General features: G+C 41.4%; 18 protein-coding genes. 10 read left to right on the forward strand and 8 right to left on the reverse strand.

What is annotated here, in order from left to right; all coding sequences use genetic code 11:
* Positions 1-19: 19 nt before the first annotated feature.
* Positions 20-856, reverse strand: a complete 837-nt coding sequence (locus tag RDV63_RS07370; protein ID WP_313908856.1) for a 23S rRNA (adenine(2030)-N(6))-methyltransferase RlmJ — start codon at positions 854-856, stop codon at positions 20-22.
* 147 nt (positions 857-1,003) lie between these two features.
* On the opposite strand from RDV63_RS07370, the gene RDV63_RS07375 reads away from it, so the two are divergent.
* Positions 1,004-1,864 carry a tRNA/rRNA methyltransferase gene (locus RDV63_RS07375; protein ID WP_313908857.1) on the forward strand — a complete coding sequence of 287 codons (861 nt, stop codon included), beginning with the start codon at positions 1,004-1,006 and terminating at the stop codon, positions 1,862-1,864.
* 47 nt (positions 1,865-1,911) lie between these two features.
* Here RDV63_RS07375 and RDV63_RS07380 read toward each other — a convergent pair whose 3' ends face one another.
* From RDV63_RS07380 to metK, 7 genes are all read right to left on the reverse strand, one after another.
* Positions 1,912-2,154 carry a DUF1653 domain-containing protein gene (locus tag RDV63_RS07380; RefSeq protein ID WP_313908858.1) on the reverse strand — a complete coding sequence of 81 codons (243 nt, stop codon included), beginning with the start codon at positions 2,152-2,154 and terminating at the stop codon, positions 1,912-1,914.
* Positions 2,132-2,557 carry a Holliday junction resolvase RuvX gene (gene ruvX / locus RDV63_RS07385; protein WP_313908859.1) on the reverse strand — a complete coding sequence of 142 codons (426 nt, stop codon included), beginning with the start codon at positions 2,555-2,557 and terminating at the stop codon, positions 2,132-2,134. The genes RDV63_RS07380 and ruvX overlap by 23 nt, the downstream gene beginning before the upstream one ends.
* Positions 2,557-3,114: a YqgE/AlgH family protein gene (locus tag RDV63_RS07390; protein ID WP_313908860.1), complete on the reverse strand. Its 558-nt coding sequence runs from the start codon at positions 3,112-3,114 to the stop codon at positions 2,557-2,559. Before RDV63_RS07390 ends, ruvX begins: the two co-directional genes overlap by 1 nt.
* Positions 3,115-3,144: 30 nt before the next feature.
* Positions 3,145-4,101, reverse strand: coding sequence for a glutathione synthase (gene gshB / locus RDV63_RS07395; protein WP_313908861.1), 957 nt, complete (start codon positions 4,099-4,101; stop codon positions 3,145-3,147).
* A 9-nt stretch (positions 4,102-4,110) separates the two neighbouring features.
* Positions 4,111-4,839, reverse strand: a complete 729-nt coding sequence (rsmE, locus tag RDV63_RS07400) for a 16S rRNA (uracil(1498)-N(3))-methyltransferase (RefSeq protein WP_313908862.1) — start codon at positions 4,837-4,839, stop codon at positions 4,111-4,113.
* A gap of 135 nt (positions 4,840-4,974) precedes the next feature.
* Positions 4,975-6,549, reverse strand: a complete 1,575-nt coding sequence (locus RDV63_RS07405) for an AbgT family transporter (protein ID WP_313908863.1) — start codon at positions 6,547-6,549, stop codon at positions 4,975-4,977.
* Between the two features lie 254 nt (positions 6,550-6,803).
* Positions 6,804-7,952 carry a methionine adenosyltransferase gene (metK, locus tag RDV63_RS07410; RefSeq protein ID WP_313908864.1) on the reverse strand — a complete coding sequence of 383 codons (1,149 nt, stop codon included), beginning with the start codon at positions 7,950-7,952 and terminating at the stop codon, positions 6,804-6,806.
* 354 nt (positions 7,953-8,306) lie between these two features.
* Between metK and tkt the strand changes: the two genes are divergently transcribed.
* The 9 genes from tkt to RDV63_RS07455 all read left to right on the forward strand — a co-directional run bounded on the left by tkt (position 8,307) and on the right by RDV63_RS07455 (position 17,673).
* A complete protein-coding gene (gene tkt / locus RDV63_RS07415) occupies positions 8,307-10,304 on the forward strand; it encodes a transketolase (protein WP_313908865.1) in 1,998 nt (665 codons plus the stop codon).
* Between the two features lie 67 nt (positions 10,305-10,371).
* Positions 10,372-11,394 carry an erythrose-4-phosphate dehydrogenase gene (gene epd, locus RDV63_RS07420; protein WP_313908866.1) on the forward strand — a complete coding sequence of 341 codons (1,023 nt, stop codon included), beginning with the start codon at positions 10,372-10,374 and terminating at the stop codon, positions 11,392-11,394.
* A 12-nt stretch (positions 11,395-11,406) separates the two neighbouring features.
* Positions 11,407-12,591 carry a phosphoglycerate kinase gene (locus RDV63_RS07425; protein ID WP_313908867.1) on the forward strand — a complete coding sequence of 395 codons (1,185 nt, stop codon included), beginning with the start codon at positions 11,407-11,409 and terminating at the stop codon, positions 12,589-12,591.
* Positions 12,592-12,651: 60 nt separating this feature from the next.
* On the forward strand, positions 12,652-13,716 hold the full coding sequence (gene fba, locus RDV63_RS07430; protein ID WP_313908868.1) for a class II fructose-bisphosphate aldolase: 1,065 nt from the start codon (positions 12,652-12,654) through the stop codon (positions 13,714-13,716).
* 248 nt (positions 13,717-13,964) lie between these two features.
* The gene (locus RDV63_RS07435; protein WP_313908869.1) at positions 13,965-14,735 is read left to right on the forward strand and encodes a DUF3450 domain-containing protein; all 771 of its coding nucleotides are present in this window, start codon (positions 13,965-13,967) and stop codon (positions 14,733-14,735) included.
* Positions 14,736-14,741: 6 nt separating this feature from the next.
* Positions 14,742-16,109 (forward strand): MotA/TolQ/ExbB proton channel family protein, encoded by a 1,368-nt coding sequence (locus RDV63_RS07440; protein WP_313908870.1) that lies wholly within the window; start codon positions 14,742-14,744, stop codon positions 16,107-16,109.
* Positions 16,109-16,636 carry a MotA/TolQ/ExbB proton channel family protein gene (locus RDV63_RS07445; protein WP_313908871.1) on the forward strand — a complete coding sequence of 176 codons (528 nt, stop codon included), beginning with the start codon at positions 16,109-16,111 and terminating at the stop codon, positions 16,634-16,636. Before RDV63_RS07440 ends, RDV63_RS07445 begins: the two co-directional genes overlap by 1 nt.
* Positions 16,637-16,648: 12 nt before the next feature.
* The gene (locus RDV63_RS07450) at positions 16,649-17,053 is read left to right on the forward strand and encodes a biopolymer transporter ExbD (RefSeq protein ID WP_313908872.1); all 405 of its coding nucleotides are present in this window, start codon (positions 16,649-16,651) and stop codon (positions 17,051-17,053) included.
* A 2-nt stretch (positions 17,054-17,055) separates the two neighbouring features.
* Positions 17,056-17,673 carry an energy transducer TonB gene (locus RDV63_RS07455; protein ID WP_313908873.1) on the forward strand — a complete coding sequence of 206 codons (618 nt, stop codon included), beginning with the start codon at positions 17,056-17,058 and terminating at the stop codon, positions 17,671-17,673.

Consider the following 17,673-nt stretch of genomic DNA (forward strand, 5'->3'; position numbering starts at 1 on the left):
TTTTTATAGTATTCCACTCTTATTCTAAAACAAGTTGATGCACTTGCCAGTCGCCGTTAGGAGCAACTAAGGGTTGTATTTCTGTTAATGCTTGGCGCATAGTATCGGCAAGAGTGTAGGGTGGGTTAATTACTAACATGCCGCTACCTGTCATGCCATAGCTATTTGTATCAGCCAGAGGGCATAGTTCAATGCGTAATTGGTTTTTAATGCCAGTATTAACTAGCTCACGAATAAAAGCTTCGACTGAAGCGCGCTCTATTACTGGATACCAAATTGCGTAGGTTGCTTGGGGGAAACGCTGATAAGCCAGCTTTAAACCCGCTACTACATCCTCATATTCATGCTTTAATTCATAAGGTGGATCTATTAACACTAAACCGCGTTTATGTAGTGGTGGTAGCATAGCTTTAAAGCCTGCCCAAGCATCTTGTTTTTCAATCCGGCTATAACGGCGACGAGTAAATTGGCTGGCTAAAATAGGGTAATCAGTTGGATGTAATTCAGTGGCTTGAATACTATCATTTGGACGCAGCATTAGTTCCGCAATTTTGGGTGAGCCTGGATAAAAGCTTAATTCATTATCGCTATTTAAGGCTTTTACTACCTTTAGGTAGCTTTGCAAAGCAGGGCTGACTGGCTGATGTTGCCATAGTTTGCCTATACCCGTTTCATATTCAGCAGTTTTTAATGCTTGCTCTGAGGCTAAACTATACAGGCCAGCGCCAGCATGACTATCATGATAGCAAAAGGGTTTATCCTTTTTTAACAGGTAATCAATAATAGCAACTTGTACTAGATGTTTAATCACATCTGCATGATTACCTGCATGATAACTATGACGATAACTAAGCATAATTTAAGTCTACAATAATAAGATAAAAGTAAAAACAAGGCCGCTAGCTTACTGCGCACTGGGAAAATTACAAGTATTGTTGTGCTGTAGCTGGTAAAATCAGGATTATGTAAAAATTATAGCCTGTTGACTGTTAGTAGGAATAAAATGTCTGAGCATCGAAATAAACCGCGTAAACCTCGTAATGCAGCCCAAAACTCATCGAAGAATGCTTTACAAAAACCGTGGCAAAAAGGGCCAGCTAAACGGCCAGCTGCTGTAACGAAAACTGGTAAGCACAAGCAGGAAGAAAGCAAGGTTTATGGTGACAATGCTTGTCGGGTATTATTTCAGCAAAGGCCACAAAGTATTATTCGCTTATATTTAAATGCAGAGACAGCTGCTAAGTTTGCCGATGTAATGAAATATTTGGCTCAGCAAAAAAAAGCCTATCATATTGTTGAAGATCAAGAGTTAGAGAAAATCGCTGCTAGCGCTCATCATGGCGGTGTAGTGCTATTGGTTAAACGCAAACCTGTACAATCATTAGCCAGTTATCTACAACAACAAAAAGGCAAAATAGACTGTTTATTGGCTTTAGATGGTGTAGGCAATCCACATAATTTAGGCGCTATCACGCGCAGCTGTGCGCATTTTGGTGTGAGTGGCATTATTATGCAACAGCCAGAGCTGCTGCAATCAGGTGCCGCATTGCGCACGGCTGAAGGTGGTGGTGAATTTATTGCTGGCTTATCTTGCGATAGCTTAGCGCTAGGGCTACAGCTATGTAAACAAGCAGGTTATACGCTATTAACTACCTCTAGCCATAATGGAGCTTCATTATATCAAACTAAATTACCGGCCAAGGTGGTAGTAGTTTTTGGTGAAGAGATGTTTGGTGTATCAAAAAATATTGCCAAAACAGCTGATATTGCCTTACAAATTCCAGGTAGTGGTAAAGTGGAATCATTAAACGTAAGTGTAGCTGCTAGCTTAATTATTGGTGAGTGGTATCGCCAGCAACTCTAAATTTATAGCCAGAGCAGTTAAGTTTGCACTGGCTTTTTAATCTGTTTTTAATCTAATGTGGGTGCGGTTTTACCTAAGTAGTTAAATCGAGGGATCAGTTCGCCTACAATACTGACACTTTCACTAAACATACTTAGTGGTCTGGCCCATAGCCCTTGTTTGCCATACAAAGCGCGATAGATGACTAACCATTCTTCGGTTTCACTGTGTTTAGCACAATCTATTACTTGGTAATAGCCCCCTTTGTAGTGTTGATAATAACCTGGTTCAATGGGGGCTTTGCTGCTCATACCAACTCTCAAATATTATTTTTGCCGATAAGCTATCGACTTTATCTTTACTTAAATTACGAAAGCCGCCTTCAGCAAATAACTGACTGCGAGCTTCTGTTGTGGTTAGGCGTTCGTCATGTAAGCTAACAGGTAAACCAAAGCGGCCATGTAGCCTATTGGCAAACTTGCGACATCGAGCAGTAAAGGGCTGCTCGGTACCATCCATATTGAGTGGCAAGCCAATTAATAATAAATCAGGTTGCCACTCTTTAATTAATAACTCTATTTTTGCCCAATCAGGTGTACCGTCTTGGGCTTTTAATGCATTAAGTAAAGATGCTGTGCCGGTAAGTTCTTGGCCAACAGCAACACCTATACTTTTAGTGCCATAATCAAAACTTAATATTGTTCTAGCTGCCATTACGCACGACCAACTTCATGGGTTAATTGCCAAGGTTGAATGCCTATTTTAGCTGTGGCAGATTGCCATTTTTCTGCATGGCTTAAATCAAAAATAATACTATTATCTGCCGGAATAACTAGCCAGGCATTATCGGCAATTTCTTGTTCTAACTGACCTTCTGACCAGCCAGCAAAGCCTAAGGCTAAAATGAATTTCTCAGGCGCTTGGTCGGTTGTTAAGTCTATTAAGATATCTTTAGATGTAGTGACCATTAATTCGTCTGTTAAATGCATACTGCTGCTATAGCCTTCTTTAGCACTATGCAATACAAAGCCACGATCATATTGCACCGGCCCGCCTGCACAGACATAAGCTTTGGCTGCTGGGCTTTCGGCATTAAATTCAATATCTAATTGTTTAAGTAAATCAGCTACTTTAACGTCTAAGGGGTGGTTAATTACTATCCCCATAGCGCCTTGCTCGTTATGTTCACAAATATAGGTCACGCTACGTTTAAAGCGTGGATCGTCCATTGATGGCATGGCGATCAGAAAATGGTTCTGATAACTTTGCATACGCACCTCTTAGTTAAATCATGCATTGGCTTATTTAGCCAATAGCTGCTCTATTTCATCAAATAACATACCGGTAATACTAACTGGAAAAGCGGCTTCAATTTCTCTAATACAGGTAGGACTGGTTACGTTGATTTCGGTTAATTTATTACCAATGACATCTAAGCCGACAAATATTAAGCCTTTTTCTTTTAAGGTTGGGGCAATAGCATTGGCAATTTCCCAGTCTGATTCGGATAAGGGCCTGGCTTCACCACGACCACCAGCAGCTAAGTTACCCCGGGTTTCACCACTGGCTGGAATACGTGCTAAACAGTATGGCACGGGTTTACCGTTAACCACTAATATTCGCTTATCACCTTGGCTTATTTCAGGAATAAACTTTTGCGCCATTGCGTAGCGCTTGCCATGTTCGGTTAGTGTTTCGATAATAACGCTGATATTGGCGTCGTTTGGTTTTAAACGAAATATTGACGCACCACCCATACCGTCTAGTGGCTTTAAAATAACATCTTGCTCAGCCTGGTAAAATGCTTTTAATCTATTAGCGTCACTAGTAACTAGGGTTTTAGGCGTAAACTGGCTAAACCAGCTGGTATATAACTTTTCGTTGGCATCACGTAAACTTTGTGGTTTATTGACAATTAAACAACCAGCATCTTCAGCTCGTTGTAATATATAAGTGCTATATAAAAATTCAGAATCAAATGGCGGATCTTTACGCATTAAAATAACATCAAGCTCACCTAGAGCAATGTCTTGGCAGCTGCCAAATTGAAACCAATCAGCTGGATCTTCTTTTATACTTAGTAACTTAGTGCTGGCACGGGCTTCTCCTGCTAACAAATACAAGTCGGCCATTTCCATATAATGTAGTTCATAGCCACGCGCTTGGGCTTGTAATAGCATGGCAAAGCTGGAGTCTTTCTTAATATTAATATTGCTAATTGGGTCCATAACGATACCCAGTTTGATGGTTTTGCTCATGTCTTTTCCTTATGCTAGGTCGCCAAATTGCAGCTGCAAGGCGCTAATAGTGACTAATGCAGCTGTTTCGGTGCGTAAAATGCGTGGCCCTAATAAAATGCTCTTAAAGTCAGCTTGTGTGGTTAGGGCTATTTCTTCATCAGTAAAGCCGCCTTCTGGGCCTATAACTAAACGTATATCTTTTACGGCTGCTAAGGTCTTAATGGTGTCTTTAGCTCTAGGATGCAAGGTTAACTTTAATTCTTTTGTGTCTTGTGCTAGCCAGCTCGTTAATGAAACGGCAGGATGAACAATAGGCACTATGCTGCGGCCGCTTTGCTCACAAGCTGAGATAACTATTTTTTGCCATTGTTGTGTCCGCTTGGCTAGTCGTTCACCCTCTAGTTTTACCCCACAGCGTTCAGTAAATAAGGGAGTAATTTCAGTTACACCCAGCTCTACTGCTTTTTGAATAGCGAAGTCCATTCTATCTCCGCGAGAGATGCCTTGGCCTAAGTGAATTTTTAATGGTGACTCTACAGGGTTGTCTTGCTTAGCGTTTGCGGTAACTATTATTTGTTTTTTATCTATGGCGGTGATTTTTGCTTGATAGTTATAGCCATCGCCATTGAATAACACCAATTCGCTATTAATTGGCATGCGTAATACTCGGCCAACATGATTTGCTGCTTCGTCATCTAAATGAAATGCTTGTTGTAACTCAATGCTACTACTGTGATAAATACGTGGAATGCGCATAGGGATACTTCACTAAAATAAATTTCTAAATAAATAGTATCAGGCCAGCTGATTGAGTGGTAGATAAAATAAGCCCTGCATCTGCAGGGCTTATTAAAGATGGTGAATAACCAGCAATTTATTAAATAAACTGCATTACTGGCCCGCAGGATAGGTGTAACTTGAACCTATACCTAATGGAATATCTAGCGCCCAGAAGCCCAGTAAAAATGCTGTCCACAGTACTAGCATAGCAATAGAGAAAGGCAACATTAAGGCGATTAGTGTACCTATGCCACTGGCTTTTACATATTTTTGGCAAAATATCACAATTAATGGAAAGTAGGGTAGTAGTGGCGTAATGATATTAGTTGAAGAGTCACCCACTCGATAAGCGGCTTGAGTTAAATCAGGTGATACGCCAAGTTCCATTAGCATAGGCACCATAATGGCACCAATTAGCGCCCATTTAGCAGATGCAGATCCGACTAATAGATTAATAAAACCAGATAAAAAGACAATGCCAACTAAAGTAAAGCCCATAGGTAAGGCCATTTGTTGTAAAGAATGAGCACCTTTAATTGCCACTAAAGCACCTAAGTTAGATTGGCCGAAGGCATAAATAAACTGAGCACAGAAAAAGGCCATAACAATGTAATAGCCCATACCACTCATGGCTTTACTCATGCCTTGGATAATATCACGGTGATTTTTAGCGGTGCCGGCAACATAGCCGTAGACAACACCTGGTATTAAAAAGAACACAAAAATAATGCCGACAATTGACTGCATTAACGGGGCAGAAGAGTCGGTTAATAAGCCATTAATAGGAGAACGCCAAGCTGAGGTCTCTGGCATTGCTGAAACGGTTAATAAGACTCCACTTAATACCATAGCAAATGTTGCCCAACGCAAACCTTTACGCTCAAATGCTTGCAGAGGCTCCATAGTAGGAAGTTCTGCTGGATCACCGTCTACTTTAGTCGTTTTTAATCTTGGTTCAATAAACTTATCGGTCAGTACCCAGCCAATTATAATAATTAGAGCCGTAGAGGCTGTAGTAAAAATGTAGTTGTTAAGTGGGTTAATCACTAAGTCGGCAGCAGCGGGATCTGCAGATAATCGTGCTGATGCTTGGGTTAAACCAGCAAGAAGGGGATCTAAGCTAGATGGTAAGAAAAAAGTAGCAGAAAACCCACCCGACACACCAGCAAAGGCAGCAGCGATACCGGCAAGTGGATGACGGCCAGCAGCATAGAAAATAACGGCCCCTAAAGGAATAACTAATACATAACCAGCATCAACTGCTATATGGCTTAAAATACCTACAGCAACTAACACAGGCGTTAATAAAGCTTTAGGGGTTACTGATAATATGGAGCGTAAGCCAGCATTAATAAAACCGGTGTACTCGGCCACGCCTAAACCTAACATGGCAACTAAAACAACGCCTAAAGGTGGGAAGCTAACAAAAGTTTTAACCATATTAGCCATAAAGTCGGTAAAAGAGTTAGCAGCTAATAAATTATTAATTACTATAGCTTCACCAGTACTTGGATTTACTTCTGAAAAGCTCACACCAGATAATGCCCATGATGCTACCCAAACGGCGAGCATCAATAAAGCAAATAGCATAGCTGGATCAGGTAACTTGTTACCTACTACCTCAATGGTATTTAATGCTCGGTTAAGCCAACCGGTTTTTTCGGTAGCTGGGGCTTGTTGTGACATAACTGTTCCTTTTATTTTTTGTTATTCGCTACTGCTGTATTAACAATACTAATATTTCAAAACACGGCATTAAAAAAATACGGTATTTAACAAGACTGTAAAGCATACTACAGGGTTAATTCGGTCAATATCATACACAAAATTGCCAGAAGTTTAATAGCTTGTTTTATTAAGGGATGCTGAATAGGCTTTTTTTTATAAAAAAAAGAGAGCAAAGCTCTCTTTTTTACGTTAGATGTATAGTAAAAGCAGTATTATTTAGCGTATTGCTGCAGTACTTCTACTTTGTCAGTTTGTTCCCAAGGAAACTCATCGCGGCCAAAGTGACCGTATGCTGCTGTTGGTAAATATATTGGACGTTCTAGTTGCAGCATTTCAATTAAACCATATGGGCGTAAATCAAAATGCTTACGGATAATGGCAATTAACTCATCCTCTGTCAGCTTACTGGTGCCAAAGGTTTCAATGCTAATAGAGGTTGGTTCGGCAACACCTATCGCATAAGATACTTGTAACTCACAACGTTTAGCTAAACCGGCAGCAACAAGATTTTTAGCTACATAACGCGCAGCATAGGCTGCAGAACGGTCTACTTTAGATGGGTCTTTACCAGAGAAAGCGCCACCACCATGACGAGCCATACCGCCATAAGTGTCTACAATGATTTTACGACCAGTCAAACCACTGTCACCCATAGGGCCACCGATAACAAAGCGGCCGGTTGGGTTAATAAAATATTTGGTTTTCTCTGTTAACCAATGACTAGGTAAGACGGGCTTAATAATTAGCTCCATCACAGCTTCACGTAAATCTGCTGTGCTCACGCTATCGCAATGCTGAGTTGAGAGCACTACTGCATCAATACCAACAGGCTTACCATCCTCATAGACAAAGCTTAATTGCGACTTAGCATCTGGGCGTAGCCAAGATAAAGTGCCATCTTTACGTAACATCGCTTGGCGCTGCATTAAGCGATGTGAATAAGTAAGAGGAGCAGGCATCAGAACATCAGTTTCATCACTGGCATAACCAAACATTAAGCCTTGATCGCCAGCGCCTTGTTCTGCAGGTGTACCGCGGTCAACACCTTGATTAATATCAGGTGACTGTTTACCTATGGCATTTAATACCGCACAAGAGTCAGCATCAAAGCCCATATCTGAATTTGTATAACCAATATTACGGACGGTTTTACGGGTCAACTCTTCAATATCTACCCAGGCTGAAGTGGTTACTTCTCCGCCTACTAACACCATGCCTGTTTTAACAAAAGTTTCGCAAGCAACACGCGCTTTAGGATCTTGTTCTAGAATAGCATCCAGTACGGCGTCTGAAATCTGATCAGCAATTTTGTCCGGGTGACCTTCAGATACCGACTCAGAAGTAAAAATATGTTGTGCCATCAGTTTTGTTCCAAAATTAATACAGTTTAAATTCAGCGCTGCACTGTTGCATGCATGAACCGAAGAAAAGAGGAGGCTATTTTAATAAAAACTCTAGCCTATTGCTACAATAATATGCCGCCCAGACGTCTTTAATGCTATTTTGCTTCCAATAGACCTAACTTTGGTTAAACATTCAATCAATCAGGAATAGATTTAAGCAAATAAACTAAGAGTTGAGATTTAAAGTTGCCATCTGCGGGTGGCTCTGGGAAAATGTCAGTAATTTTACGCATTAATTATATTAGCGAGCTTTAAATAGCCGTTACCATTAACAGCTTCATTATCCGAAGTTGAGCAATGTCAGGAGTGAAAATGCTACCTCGTAAACAACTCGCCAATGCAATCCGAGCACTAAGTATGGATGCTGTACAAAAAGCTAAGTCTGGTCACCCAGGAGCCCCTATGGGGATGGCTGATATCGCTGAAGTACTTTGGCGTGACTTTTTACAGCATAATCCTAGCGATCCAAACTGGCCTAACCGTGACCGTTTTATCTTGTCAAATGGCCATGGTTCAATGCTACTTTACTCTCTTTTACATTTATCGGGCTATGATTTAAGCATTGATGATTTAAAACAGTTCCGTCAATTAGATTCTAAAACACCAGGCCACCCAGAATATGGTTATGCACCTGGTGTTGAAACAACAACAGGGCCTTTGGGTCAAGGCTTAACTAATGCGGTGGGAATGGCTATTGCAGAAAAAGCCTTAGCCGCTCAGTTTAATAAACCTGAATTTGATATTGTTGATCATCATACTTATGTCTTTTTGGGTGACGGTTGTTTAATGGAAGGTATTTCGCATGAAGCTTGTTCATTAGCCGGTACCTTAGGTTTAAATAAATTAATCGCCTTTTGGGATGACAATGGCATTTCAATCGATGGTCAAGTTGAAGGCTGGTTTACTGATAATACACCAGCACGGTTTGAAGCTTATGGCTGGCATGTGATTGCCAATGTTGATGGCCATGATCCGCAAGCGGTACAAAATGCCATTGAACAAGCGCATAAAGTTACAGATAAACCAATTTTAATTTGTTGTCGTACTGTTATTGGTTATGGCTCTCCGAACAAAGGTGGTAGTCATGATTGTCATGGTGCTCCATTAGGTGATGCTGAAATTGCAGCGACCCGGGAATACTTACAATGGCCTCATGCGGCATTTGATATTCCAGCTGATATTTACGCAGCTTGGGATGCTAAAGAGCAAGGCGCAAGCCGCCAACAGCAATGGCAGAAATTATTTGCTAGTTATAGTGCAGCTTACCCAGAATTGGCGGCTGAATTTAGCCGCCGTATCAGTGGTGAATTACCGGCTAATTGGGCTGAATTATCACAGTCTTATATTAATCAATTGCAAGCAAACCCTGCAAATATTGCCAGCCGTAAAGCATCGCAAAATGCGTTAAATGCTTTTGGTCCTATTTTACCTGAGTTTATGGGCGGCTCAGCCGACTTAGCTGGCTCTAATTTAACATTATGGTCTGGCTCTAAAGGCTTAACTGCAACTGATGCTAGTGGTAACTACATTTATTACGGTGTCCGTGAATTTGGTATGTCGGCTATAATGAACGGTATTGCGCTGCACGGTGGCTTTGTACCTTACGGTGCAACTTTTTTAATGTTTATGGAATATGCCCGAAATGCAGTGCGTATGGCGGCTTTAATGAAGCAGCGGGTTATTTTTGTTTATACCCATGATTCTATTGGTTTAGGTGAAGATGGCCCAACTCATCAACCGGTTGAACAACTTGCTGCACTACGTGCGACACCTAACTTGGTTAACTGGCGTCCTTGTGATCAAGTTGAGTCTGCGGTGGCATGGCAGGCCGCAATTGAGCGCAGCCAAGGCCCTTCAACACTAATTTTTAGTCGCCAAAATTTACAACAGCAATCGCGTAATTCTGAGCAAGTCGCTAATATTAAGCGCGGTGGTTATATTTTGCGTGATAGTAAGACAGCCCCTGAGCTTATCTTAATTGCTACAGGCTCTGAAGTTGAATTAGCTATGCAAGCTGCAGAACAACTAACAGAACAAGGTGTTGCTGTACGCGTTGTATCTATGCCGTCAACGGATGCCTTTGAGCAACAGAGTGCTGAGTATCGTGATAGTGTTTTACCATCAACTGTAACGAAACGAATTGCAGTGGAAGCAGCAAGCCTAGATTGTTGGTATAAATATGTAGGCTTTGAAGGCAAGATTATTGGTATGAATAGCTTTGGTGAGTCTGCGCCTGCAGATCAGCTATTTAAGCACTTTGGTATTACTACTGATAATATCGTTGCTACTGCTAAGCAGTTACTAGCATAATTATTGTAAAGCTAATGGGATCAGTTTTGGTCCCATTTTTATTTGTTTGATTAATCACTGTGATGTTATGGCAATTAGACTAGCAATAAACGGCTTTGGCCGTATTGGTCGCAATATAGTGCGGGCAATATATGAAAATGGCATGCAACAGCAGTTGCAGGTGATTGCAATAAATGAGCTTGCCGCTGCAGAAGGTGTAGTCCATCTACTCAAATACGATACATCGCATGGTCGTTTTGGCTTTGATGTCAGCGCTTCTGAGCAAGGTATTAAAGTTGCCAATGATAATATTAGCTTGTTTTCTGTCGCTGATCCGGTAGAACTGCCATGGGCAGAATTAAACATTGATATTGTACTTGAATGTACTGGCGTTTTTAATACCCGAGAACACGCCGAGTGGCATCTTAAGGCAGGTGCAAAAAAAGTGTTGTTTTCACACCCTGCTGAAGCGGATGCCGATATTGATGCCACTATTATTTATGGTATTAATCAGCAAATTCTCAGCGCAGACATGCGTATAGTGTCGGCTGGGTCCTGTACCACCAACTGTATAGTGCCGGTACTGCAAGTGTTGGATCAGCAATTTGGCGTAGAAAGCGGTACTATTACCACTATTCATGCATCGATGAATGATCAGCAAGTTATAGATGCTTATCATACCGACTTACGTCGTACCCGTGCCGCTAGCCAATCTATTATTCCAGTTGATACCAAATTAGCACGTGGAATAGAGCGGATTATGCCGCATTTAGCTGGTCGTTTTGAAGCTATAGCTGTTAGGGTACCCACTGTTAACGTTACTGCGATGGATTTAAGTGTCACCCTACATCAAGATGTTAGTATTACTAGCATTAACCAAGCCTTATCCCAAGCCAGAAATGGCGACTTAGCCGGAATTTTAGATTACACCGAAGAACCTTTGGTTTCAGTTGATTTTAATCATAACCCGCACTCTTGTATTGTTGACGGATCGCAAACCCGTGTCAGCCATAAACGTTTAGTAAAATGTTTAGTTTGGTGCGATAACGAATGGGGCTTTGCCAATCGAATGTTGGATACGGCGCAAGCAATGATGCAAATTAATAACTAAAAGGAGCAATTAATGTCAGTTATTCGTATGAGTGATATTGATTTACAGAATAAACGGGTATTAATCCGCGAAGATTTAAATGTGCCGATCAAAGCAGGTAAAATTAGCTCAGATGCGCGTTTGAAGGCGGCATTACCTACGATAGAGCTTGCCTTAAGTAAAGGCGCTAAGGTGATGTTAATGTCACACCTTGGCCGTCCAGAAGAAGGCGTATTTTCAGCAGATGCTTCATTGCAGCCAATTGTAGATTACCTAAACCAAGCTTTAGATGTTCCAGTGCGTTTAGTGAGTGATTATTTAGATGGTGTAACCATAAACACGGGCGAAGTTGTTGTATTTGAAAACGTGCGCTTTAATAAAGGTGAAGCTAAGAATGATGACCAATTAGCCAAACAGCTTGCGGATTTATGTGATGTGTTTGTTATGGATGCTTTTGGTACCGCGCATAGAGCGCAAGCGTCAACTCATGGTGTAGCTAAATATGCACCTGTTGCTTGTGCTGGGCCATTATTGGTTGCTGAGCTTGATGCGCTAGCGGCAGCATTAAAACAACCTAAGCGTCCTTTAGTCGCTATAGTAGGCGGCTCTAAGGTATCAACTAAATTAACAGTTTTAGAGTCATTGTCTGGCATTGTTGATCAGTTAATTGTGGGTGGCGGTATAGCCAATACTTTTATTGCCGCTAAAGGCAATAGTGTGGGTAAATCTTTATATGAAGCAGATTTAGTAGCTGAAGCAAAACGATTAATGAGCCAAGCTACTGAACGCGGCGCCACTATACCTGTGCCGACCGATGTTGTAGTAGGCACTGAGTTTAGTGCAGCAAGTTCTGCTACTTTAAAAGCCGTAAATGCAGTTGATGCTGGCGATATGATCTTTGACATTGGACCAGATACTGTTAAGCAATTGATTGAAATTATAAATAATGCTGGCACTATCGTTTGGAATGGCCCAGTCGGTGTATTTGAATTAGAGCAGTTTTCAGCAGGGACTAAAGCGCTAGCAGAAGCCATAGCTAATAGTAAAGCGTTTTCTATTGCTGGTGGTGGTGACACATTGGCGGCAATAGATAAATATCAAATCGCGGATAAAGTGTCTTATATTTCTACAGGTGGTGGTGCGTTTTTAGAATTTTTAGAAGGTAAAAAATTACCAGCAGTAGAGATACTAGAGCAGCGTGCGGCAATAAAAGCATAAAAAAAACTAATATATAATAGTCATAATATGACTATACTTTACTAAAATAGAGAGGATTATATGGCCCTTATTTCGTTACGTCAGATGCTTGATCATGCTGCCGAACAAAACTACGGTATACCTGCATTTAATGTTAACAATTTAGAGCAAATGCGCGCCATTATGCTCGCTGCGGATAAAACAGATAGTCCTGTTATCGTGCAGGCCTCTGCGGGGGCGCGTAAATATGCCGGTGCGCCATTTTTAAGGCATTTGATCTTAGCGGCAGTAGAGGAATTTCCACATATTCCTGTCGTGATGCACCAAGACCACGGTACATCTTTAGGTGTTTGCCAGCGCTCTATTCAGTTAGGTTTTTCATCAGTGATGATGGACGGCTCCTTAGGTGAAGATGGTAAAACGCCTATGGATTATGAATACAATATGAATGTAACGCGCAAAGTTGTCGAAATAGCGCATGCTTGTGGCGTGTCAGTTGAAGGCGAGTTAGGTTGTTTGGGCTCGTTAGAAACGGGCACAGCGGGTGAAGAAGATGGTATAGGTGCCGAGGGCGTATTAACGATAGAGCAAATGCTAACTGACCCTGAAGAAGCCGCGCAGTTTGTGCGTGACACTCAGGTTGATGCTTTAGCCATTGCTTGTGGTACTTCTCATGGTGCTTATAAGTTTAGTCGCCCGCCAACAGGTGATATTTTAGCTATTGACAGAATTAAAGCTATACATCAACGTATACCAGATACGCATTTAGTTATGCATGGCTCATCTTCTGTACCACAAGACTGGTTAGAAGTGATTAATCAATACGGGGGGGAAATACCAGAGACCTACGGCGTGCCAGTAGAGCAAATTCAACAAGGCATTAAGTATGGTGTACGTAAAGTTAATATTGATACAGATTTACGCTTAGCTTCAACAGGGGCTATACGTCGCTATTTAGAGCAGCATCCAGCAGAGTTTGATCCACGCAAATATTTCCAAGCCTCAGTAGATGCTATGATGGAAATATGTATTAACCGTTATGAGGCTTTTGGCGCTGCGGGTAATGCAAGTAAGATCAAGCCTATTTCACTGGATGATATGGTTACTTTATATGCAAAAGGTAAATTAACACCGAATATAAAGTAATCAAAAAAATTAATAAGCTTTTACAAATTAATGAATAAGTTTTTTTAGTATAAAAAATAGGTGCTAAACCTTAAATAAACTGCGTTATTACAGGGTGTAGTCGGGAAGAAGTTGTATTGACAATGGCTTTTTTACCTGTAATGATGCGGACGGTTTACCCTCTAACCGAGGGACTTATTATAGGTACTAATATAATAAGGCCCTTACAACTTCAGGTTACGTTAATCAGCAATAATTGGTTGGGAACTATGTCTAACAATAAAATTCGCAAGAGTCTGATTGCATCAGCGTTAGTAGGTGCTTTCACCTTATCTAGCGGTGCATTTGCAACGGATTTAAAAGATTTGCATCAAGAAAGTCGTCAGATCCAGCGCGCCGCGGTGCAGTCACAAGAAAAAATAAATACAATCTATGAGCAAACTCAGGAATTGCTAGGTGAATATCGCCAAGTAGTAGATCAAACTGAAAACTTAAAAGTTTACAATGACTTTCTTGCTAAGTTAGTTGCCGATCAGCAACGTCAAGTTAACGGTTTACAGCGTCAAATCGACGGCTTAGAAGATACGCGTAAAGGGACAGTTCCGTTAATGTTCCGGATGATTGATGCCTTAGAAGAGTTTGTAAAAGCAGATATTCCTCTACGTACTGAGCGTCGTTTAGAGCGTGTTGAAAGGCTACGCGATACAATGGGCCGTTCAGATGTGCAGCTATCAGAGCAGTATCGTCAAATTTTGGAAGCTTATAGCATAGAAATGGATTACGGCTCTACAGTTGATTCTTTCCAAGGTACCTTACAGTTTGAAGGTCAAGAAAACACTGTAGACTTTGTGCATATTGGTCGTTTGGCTCTTATGGCTTCATCATTAGATGGCAAAGCAGCATGGGTGTGGAATAAACAAAAATCTAGTTGGGAAAGCTTACCAGCTGATTATTTGAATTCTGTAAGCCAGTTTATCAAGATGGCGCGTCGTGAAGCGACTCTTGAAATGGATCGCGTACCACTTTTTGCTGCGGAGTAATATTAAATGAATAAAGCAATAAAGACTATGTTAGCTGCTGCAGCACTGACGCTATCTGCCGGTATCGCATTTAATGCGACTGCGGATTCGGCTAAGTTGGATCAGTTATTACAACAAATTAAAAAAGAACGGACTATTGAAGGCCGTGCAAACCAAGAGCGCGAACGTGCGTTTTTAGCTAATCGTGCAGAGCAACAAAACGCTTTAAATAGCGCTAAAAAGCAATTAGCAAACGAAGAAGCCCGTGGTAAAAGCTTACAGAAAAAATTCCAAGAGAATGATCTGTTAATTGCCCAGAAGCAGCAAGAACTAGAAAGTGCCCTAGGTACTATGGGCGAGCTATTTGGTGTTGTAAGACAGAGTGCAAATAAATCAATTGGCTCAATCTCATCTTCAATCATTAGTGCTCAATATCCAGATCGCGATGTACCATTACGTACTATTGCAGCGGCTACCGAATTACCTAACTTAGGTGAAATGGAAGATTTATGGATGGCGTTACTGACCGAAATGACCGAGTCAGGCAAAATCTCTAAGTTTGATGCAGAAGTAGTTAAGCTAGATGGCGGTAGCGAAACACAACGTGTTACACGTTTTGGTTCATTCCACTTAACGACTGGTAGTGAGTATTTAGTATTAAATACTGACACTGACCAAATTCAGCCTTTAGGTCGTCAACCACAATCAAAAATACACAACTCTGTTGCAAACTTTGAAAAAGCTTCAGCTGGTCAATTAGTTGGTTTATATGTTGACCCAACTAAAGGTAATAGCTTACTGCGCTTAAACCAACAACGTTCTACTATGTTTGAATATTATCAAGCAGGTGAAGAAGTTGGTTATATCATTACTATTGTATTCTTCTTAGGTTTACTATTAGGTTTAGAGCGCTTTATCACTTTAGGCTTAATTGGTGGCAAAATTCGTGGCCAGCTGAAAAACTTAGCTAAGCCGTCAGCTGCTAATCCATTAGGTCGTATCCTGAAGGTTTACCATGACAACAAAAACGTTGATGCTGAAAACCTAGAATTAAAACTGGATGAAGCAATATTACGTGAAGCACCAAAAGTTGAGCGTGGTATTGGTATGATCAAACTATTTGCAGCCGTAGCACCGTTATTAGGTCTATTAGGTACTGTAATTGGTATGATTCAAACTTTCCAACAAATTACGTTATACGGCACGGGTGACCCTAAATTAATGGCAGGTTCAATCTCTTTAGCGCTTGTAACAACAGCGTTAGGTCTGATTGCAGCAATTCCATTACTATTTGTACACTCTTTAGTGTCGTCAAAAGCAAAATCTATCTTACACGTGTTAGATGAGCAAGCTGCAGGTATTATTGCTGCTCACGCGGAGAAGGAGAAAGCCTAATGATGCTCCAGCTAATAGGGCTGTGGGAATCTGTTCAGGATTTTATTCATACCGGTGGCGACGTACTATACGTTGTCGCCCTAGTACTCTTCATCATGTGGGTATTGATGATAGAGCGCTACTGGTACCTTAAAGCAATATTTCCTAAAGTTAAAAAGGATATTATTGCTAAATGGTCTGCCAGACAGGACACGACGTCCTGGTATGCTCATAAAATCCGTGATGCGTGGATTTCTGAAGCTTCAGACAAAATGGAACAACGTATGTTGCTGATTAAGGCGTTAGTGGCATTGTGTCCTTTGGTTGGTCTTTTAGGTACTGTTACTGGAATGATTGCTGTATTTGATATTATGGCAACTCAAGGAACTGGTAACCCTAGAACAATGGCCACAGGTATCTCAATGGCAACCATTCCAACAATGGCTGGTTTGGTGTCAGCAGTATCTGGCATATTTTTCAGCGCGCGGTTAGACACAAAAGTTAAGCGGGAAAAAGCCGCATTAATAGATAGCTTACCGCATCATTAAAGAGAGATTTTTATGGCACGTAAACGTATTAGAGAGGACGACGAGGCATCAATCGACATTACGCCGATGATGGACGTAGTTTTCATTATGCTGATCTTCTTTATCGTAACGACATCGTTTGTTAAAGAAGCAGGTATTGATGTTAATAAACCTGATTCTGCTCAGGCTCAGAAAAAACCAAGTGCAACTATCTTTATCGCTATTCGTCCTAACGGTGAGATTTGGATGGATAAGCGCGCGGTAGATGTTGAACGAGTTTCAGCTAATATAGAGCGCTTAAGAGCAGAGTCGCCAACTGATACCATCATTATACAAGCCGATAAGGAAGCAAAGCACGGTTTAGTAATGGAAGTAATGGATCAGATCAAAGCAGCTGATGAGAATTTAGTTATTAGTATTGCAGGGGAGACTAAGTAGCTATGGCACGTTTCCTAACATCGTTAATAATCGGTGCAGTGGTAACGTTCCTGTTGTTTCTGACTATGGCTCTCCTAATTAAAGGTTCTGGAGAGCGTAAGGCGAATGAACAAGAGCGTATTGTTATTGAAATTAACACTACGCCGCCTGAATCAGATCTGCAGGTGCGGCGACCACCACCGCCACCGCCACCGCCACCGCCAGCTCAGCCGCCTAAAGCGCCTCAGCCTGAACCTGATACCGCTAATGCAGCGGGTGCTATTGGCTTCAATATGCCTGGTTTATCGTTAGGTAGTGCTAATACAGGTTTAGGCGATCCATCAAGCATGATGCGTGATGGTGATGCTACTCCTATAGTGCGTATTGAACCTCGTTACCCAGTGCAAGCTGCTCGTGATGGTTTACAAGGGTGGGTTAGACTTAGCTTTACTATTATGGAAGATGGCAGTGTTGATTATGTCGAAGTAATAGAAGCTGAGCCGCGCCGTGTATTTGACCGTGAAGCTGTTCGAGCCTTACGCCGTTGGAAATACAGCCCTAAAGTGGTTGATGGCAAACCAATGAAGCAGCCTGGCATGCAAGTGCAGCTTGACTTTACCTTAGATATGGCAGGAGGTTAG

This window comes from Rheinheimera sp. MMS21-TC3 (assembly GCF_032229285.1).
Classification (GTDB): Bacteria; Pseudomonadota; Gammaproteobacteria; order Enterobacterales; family Alteromonadaceae; genus Alishewanella.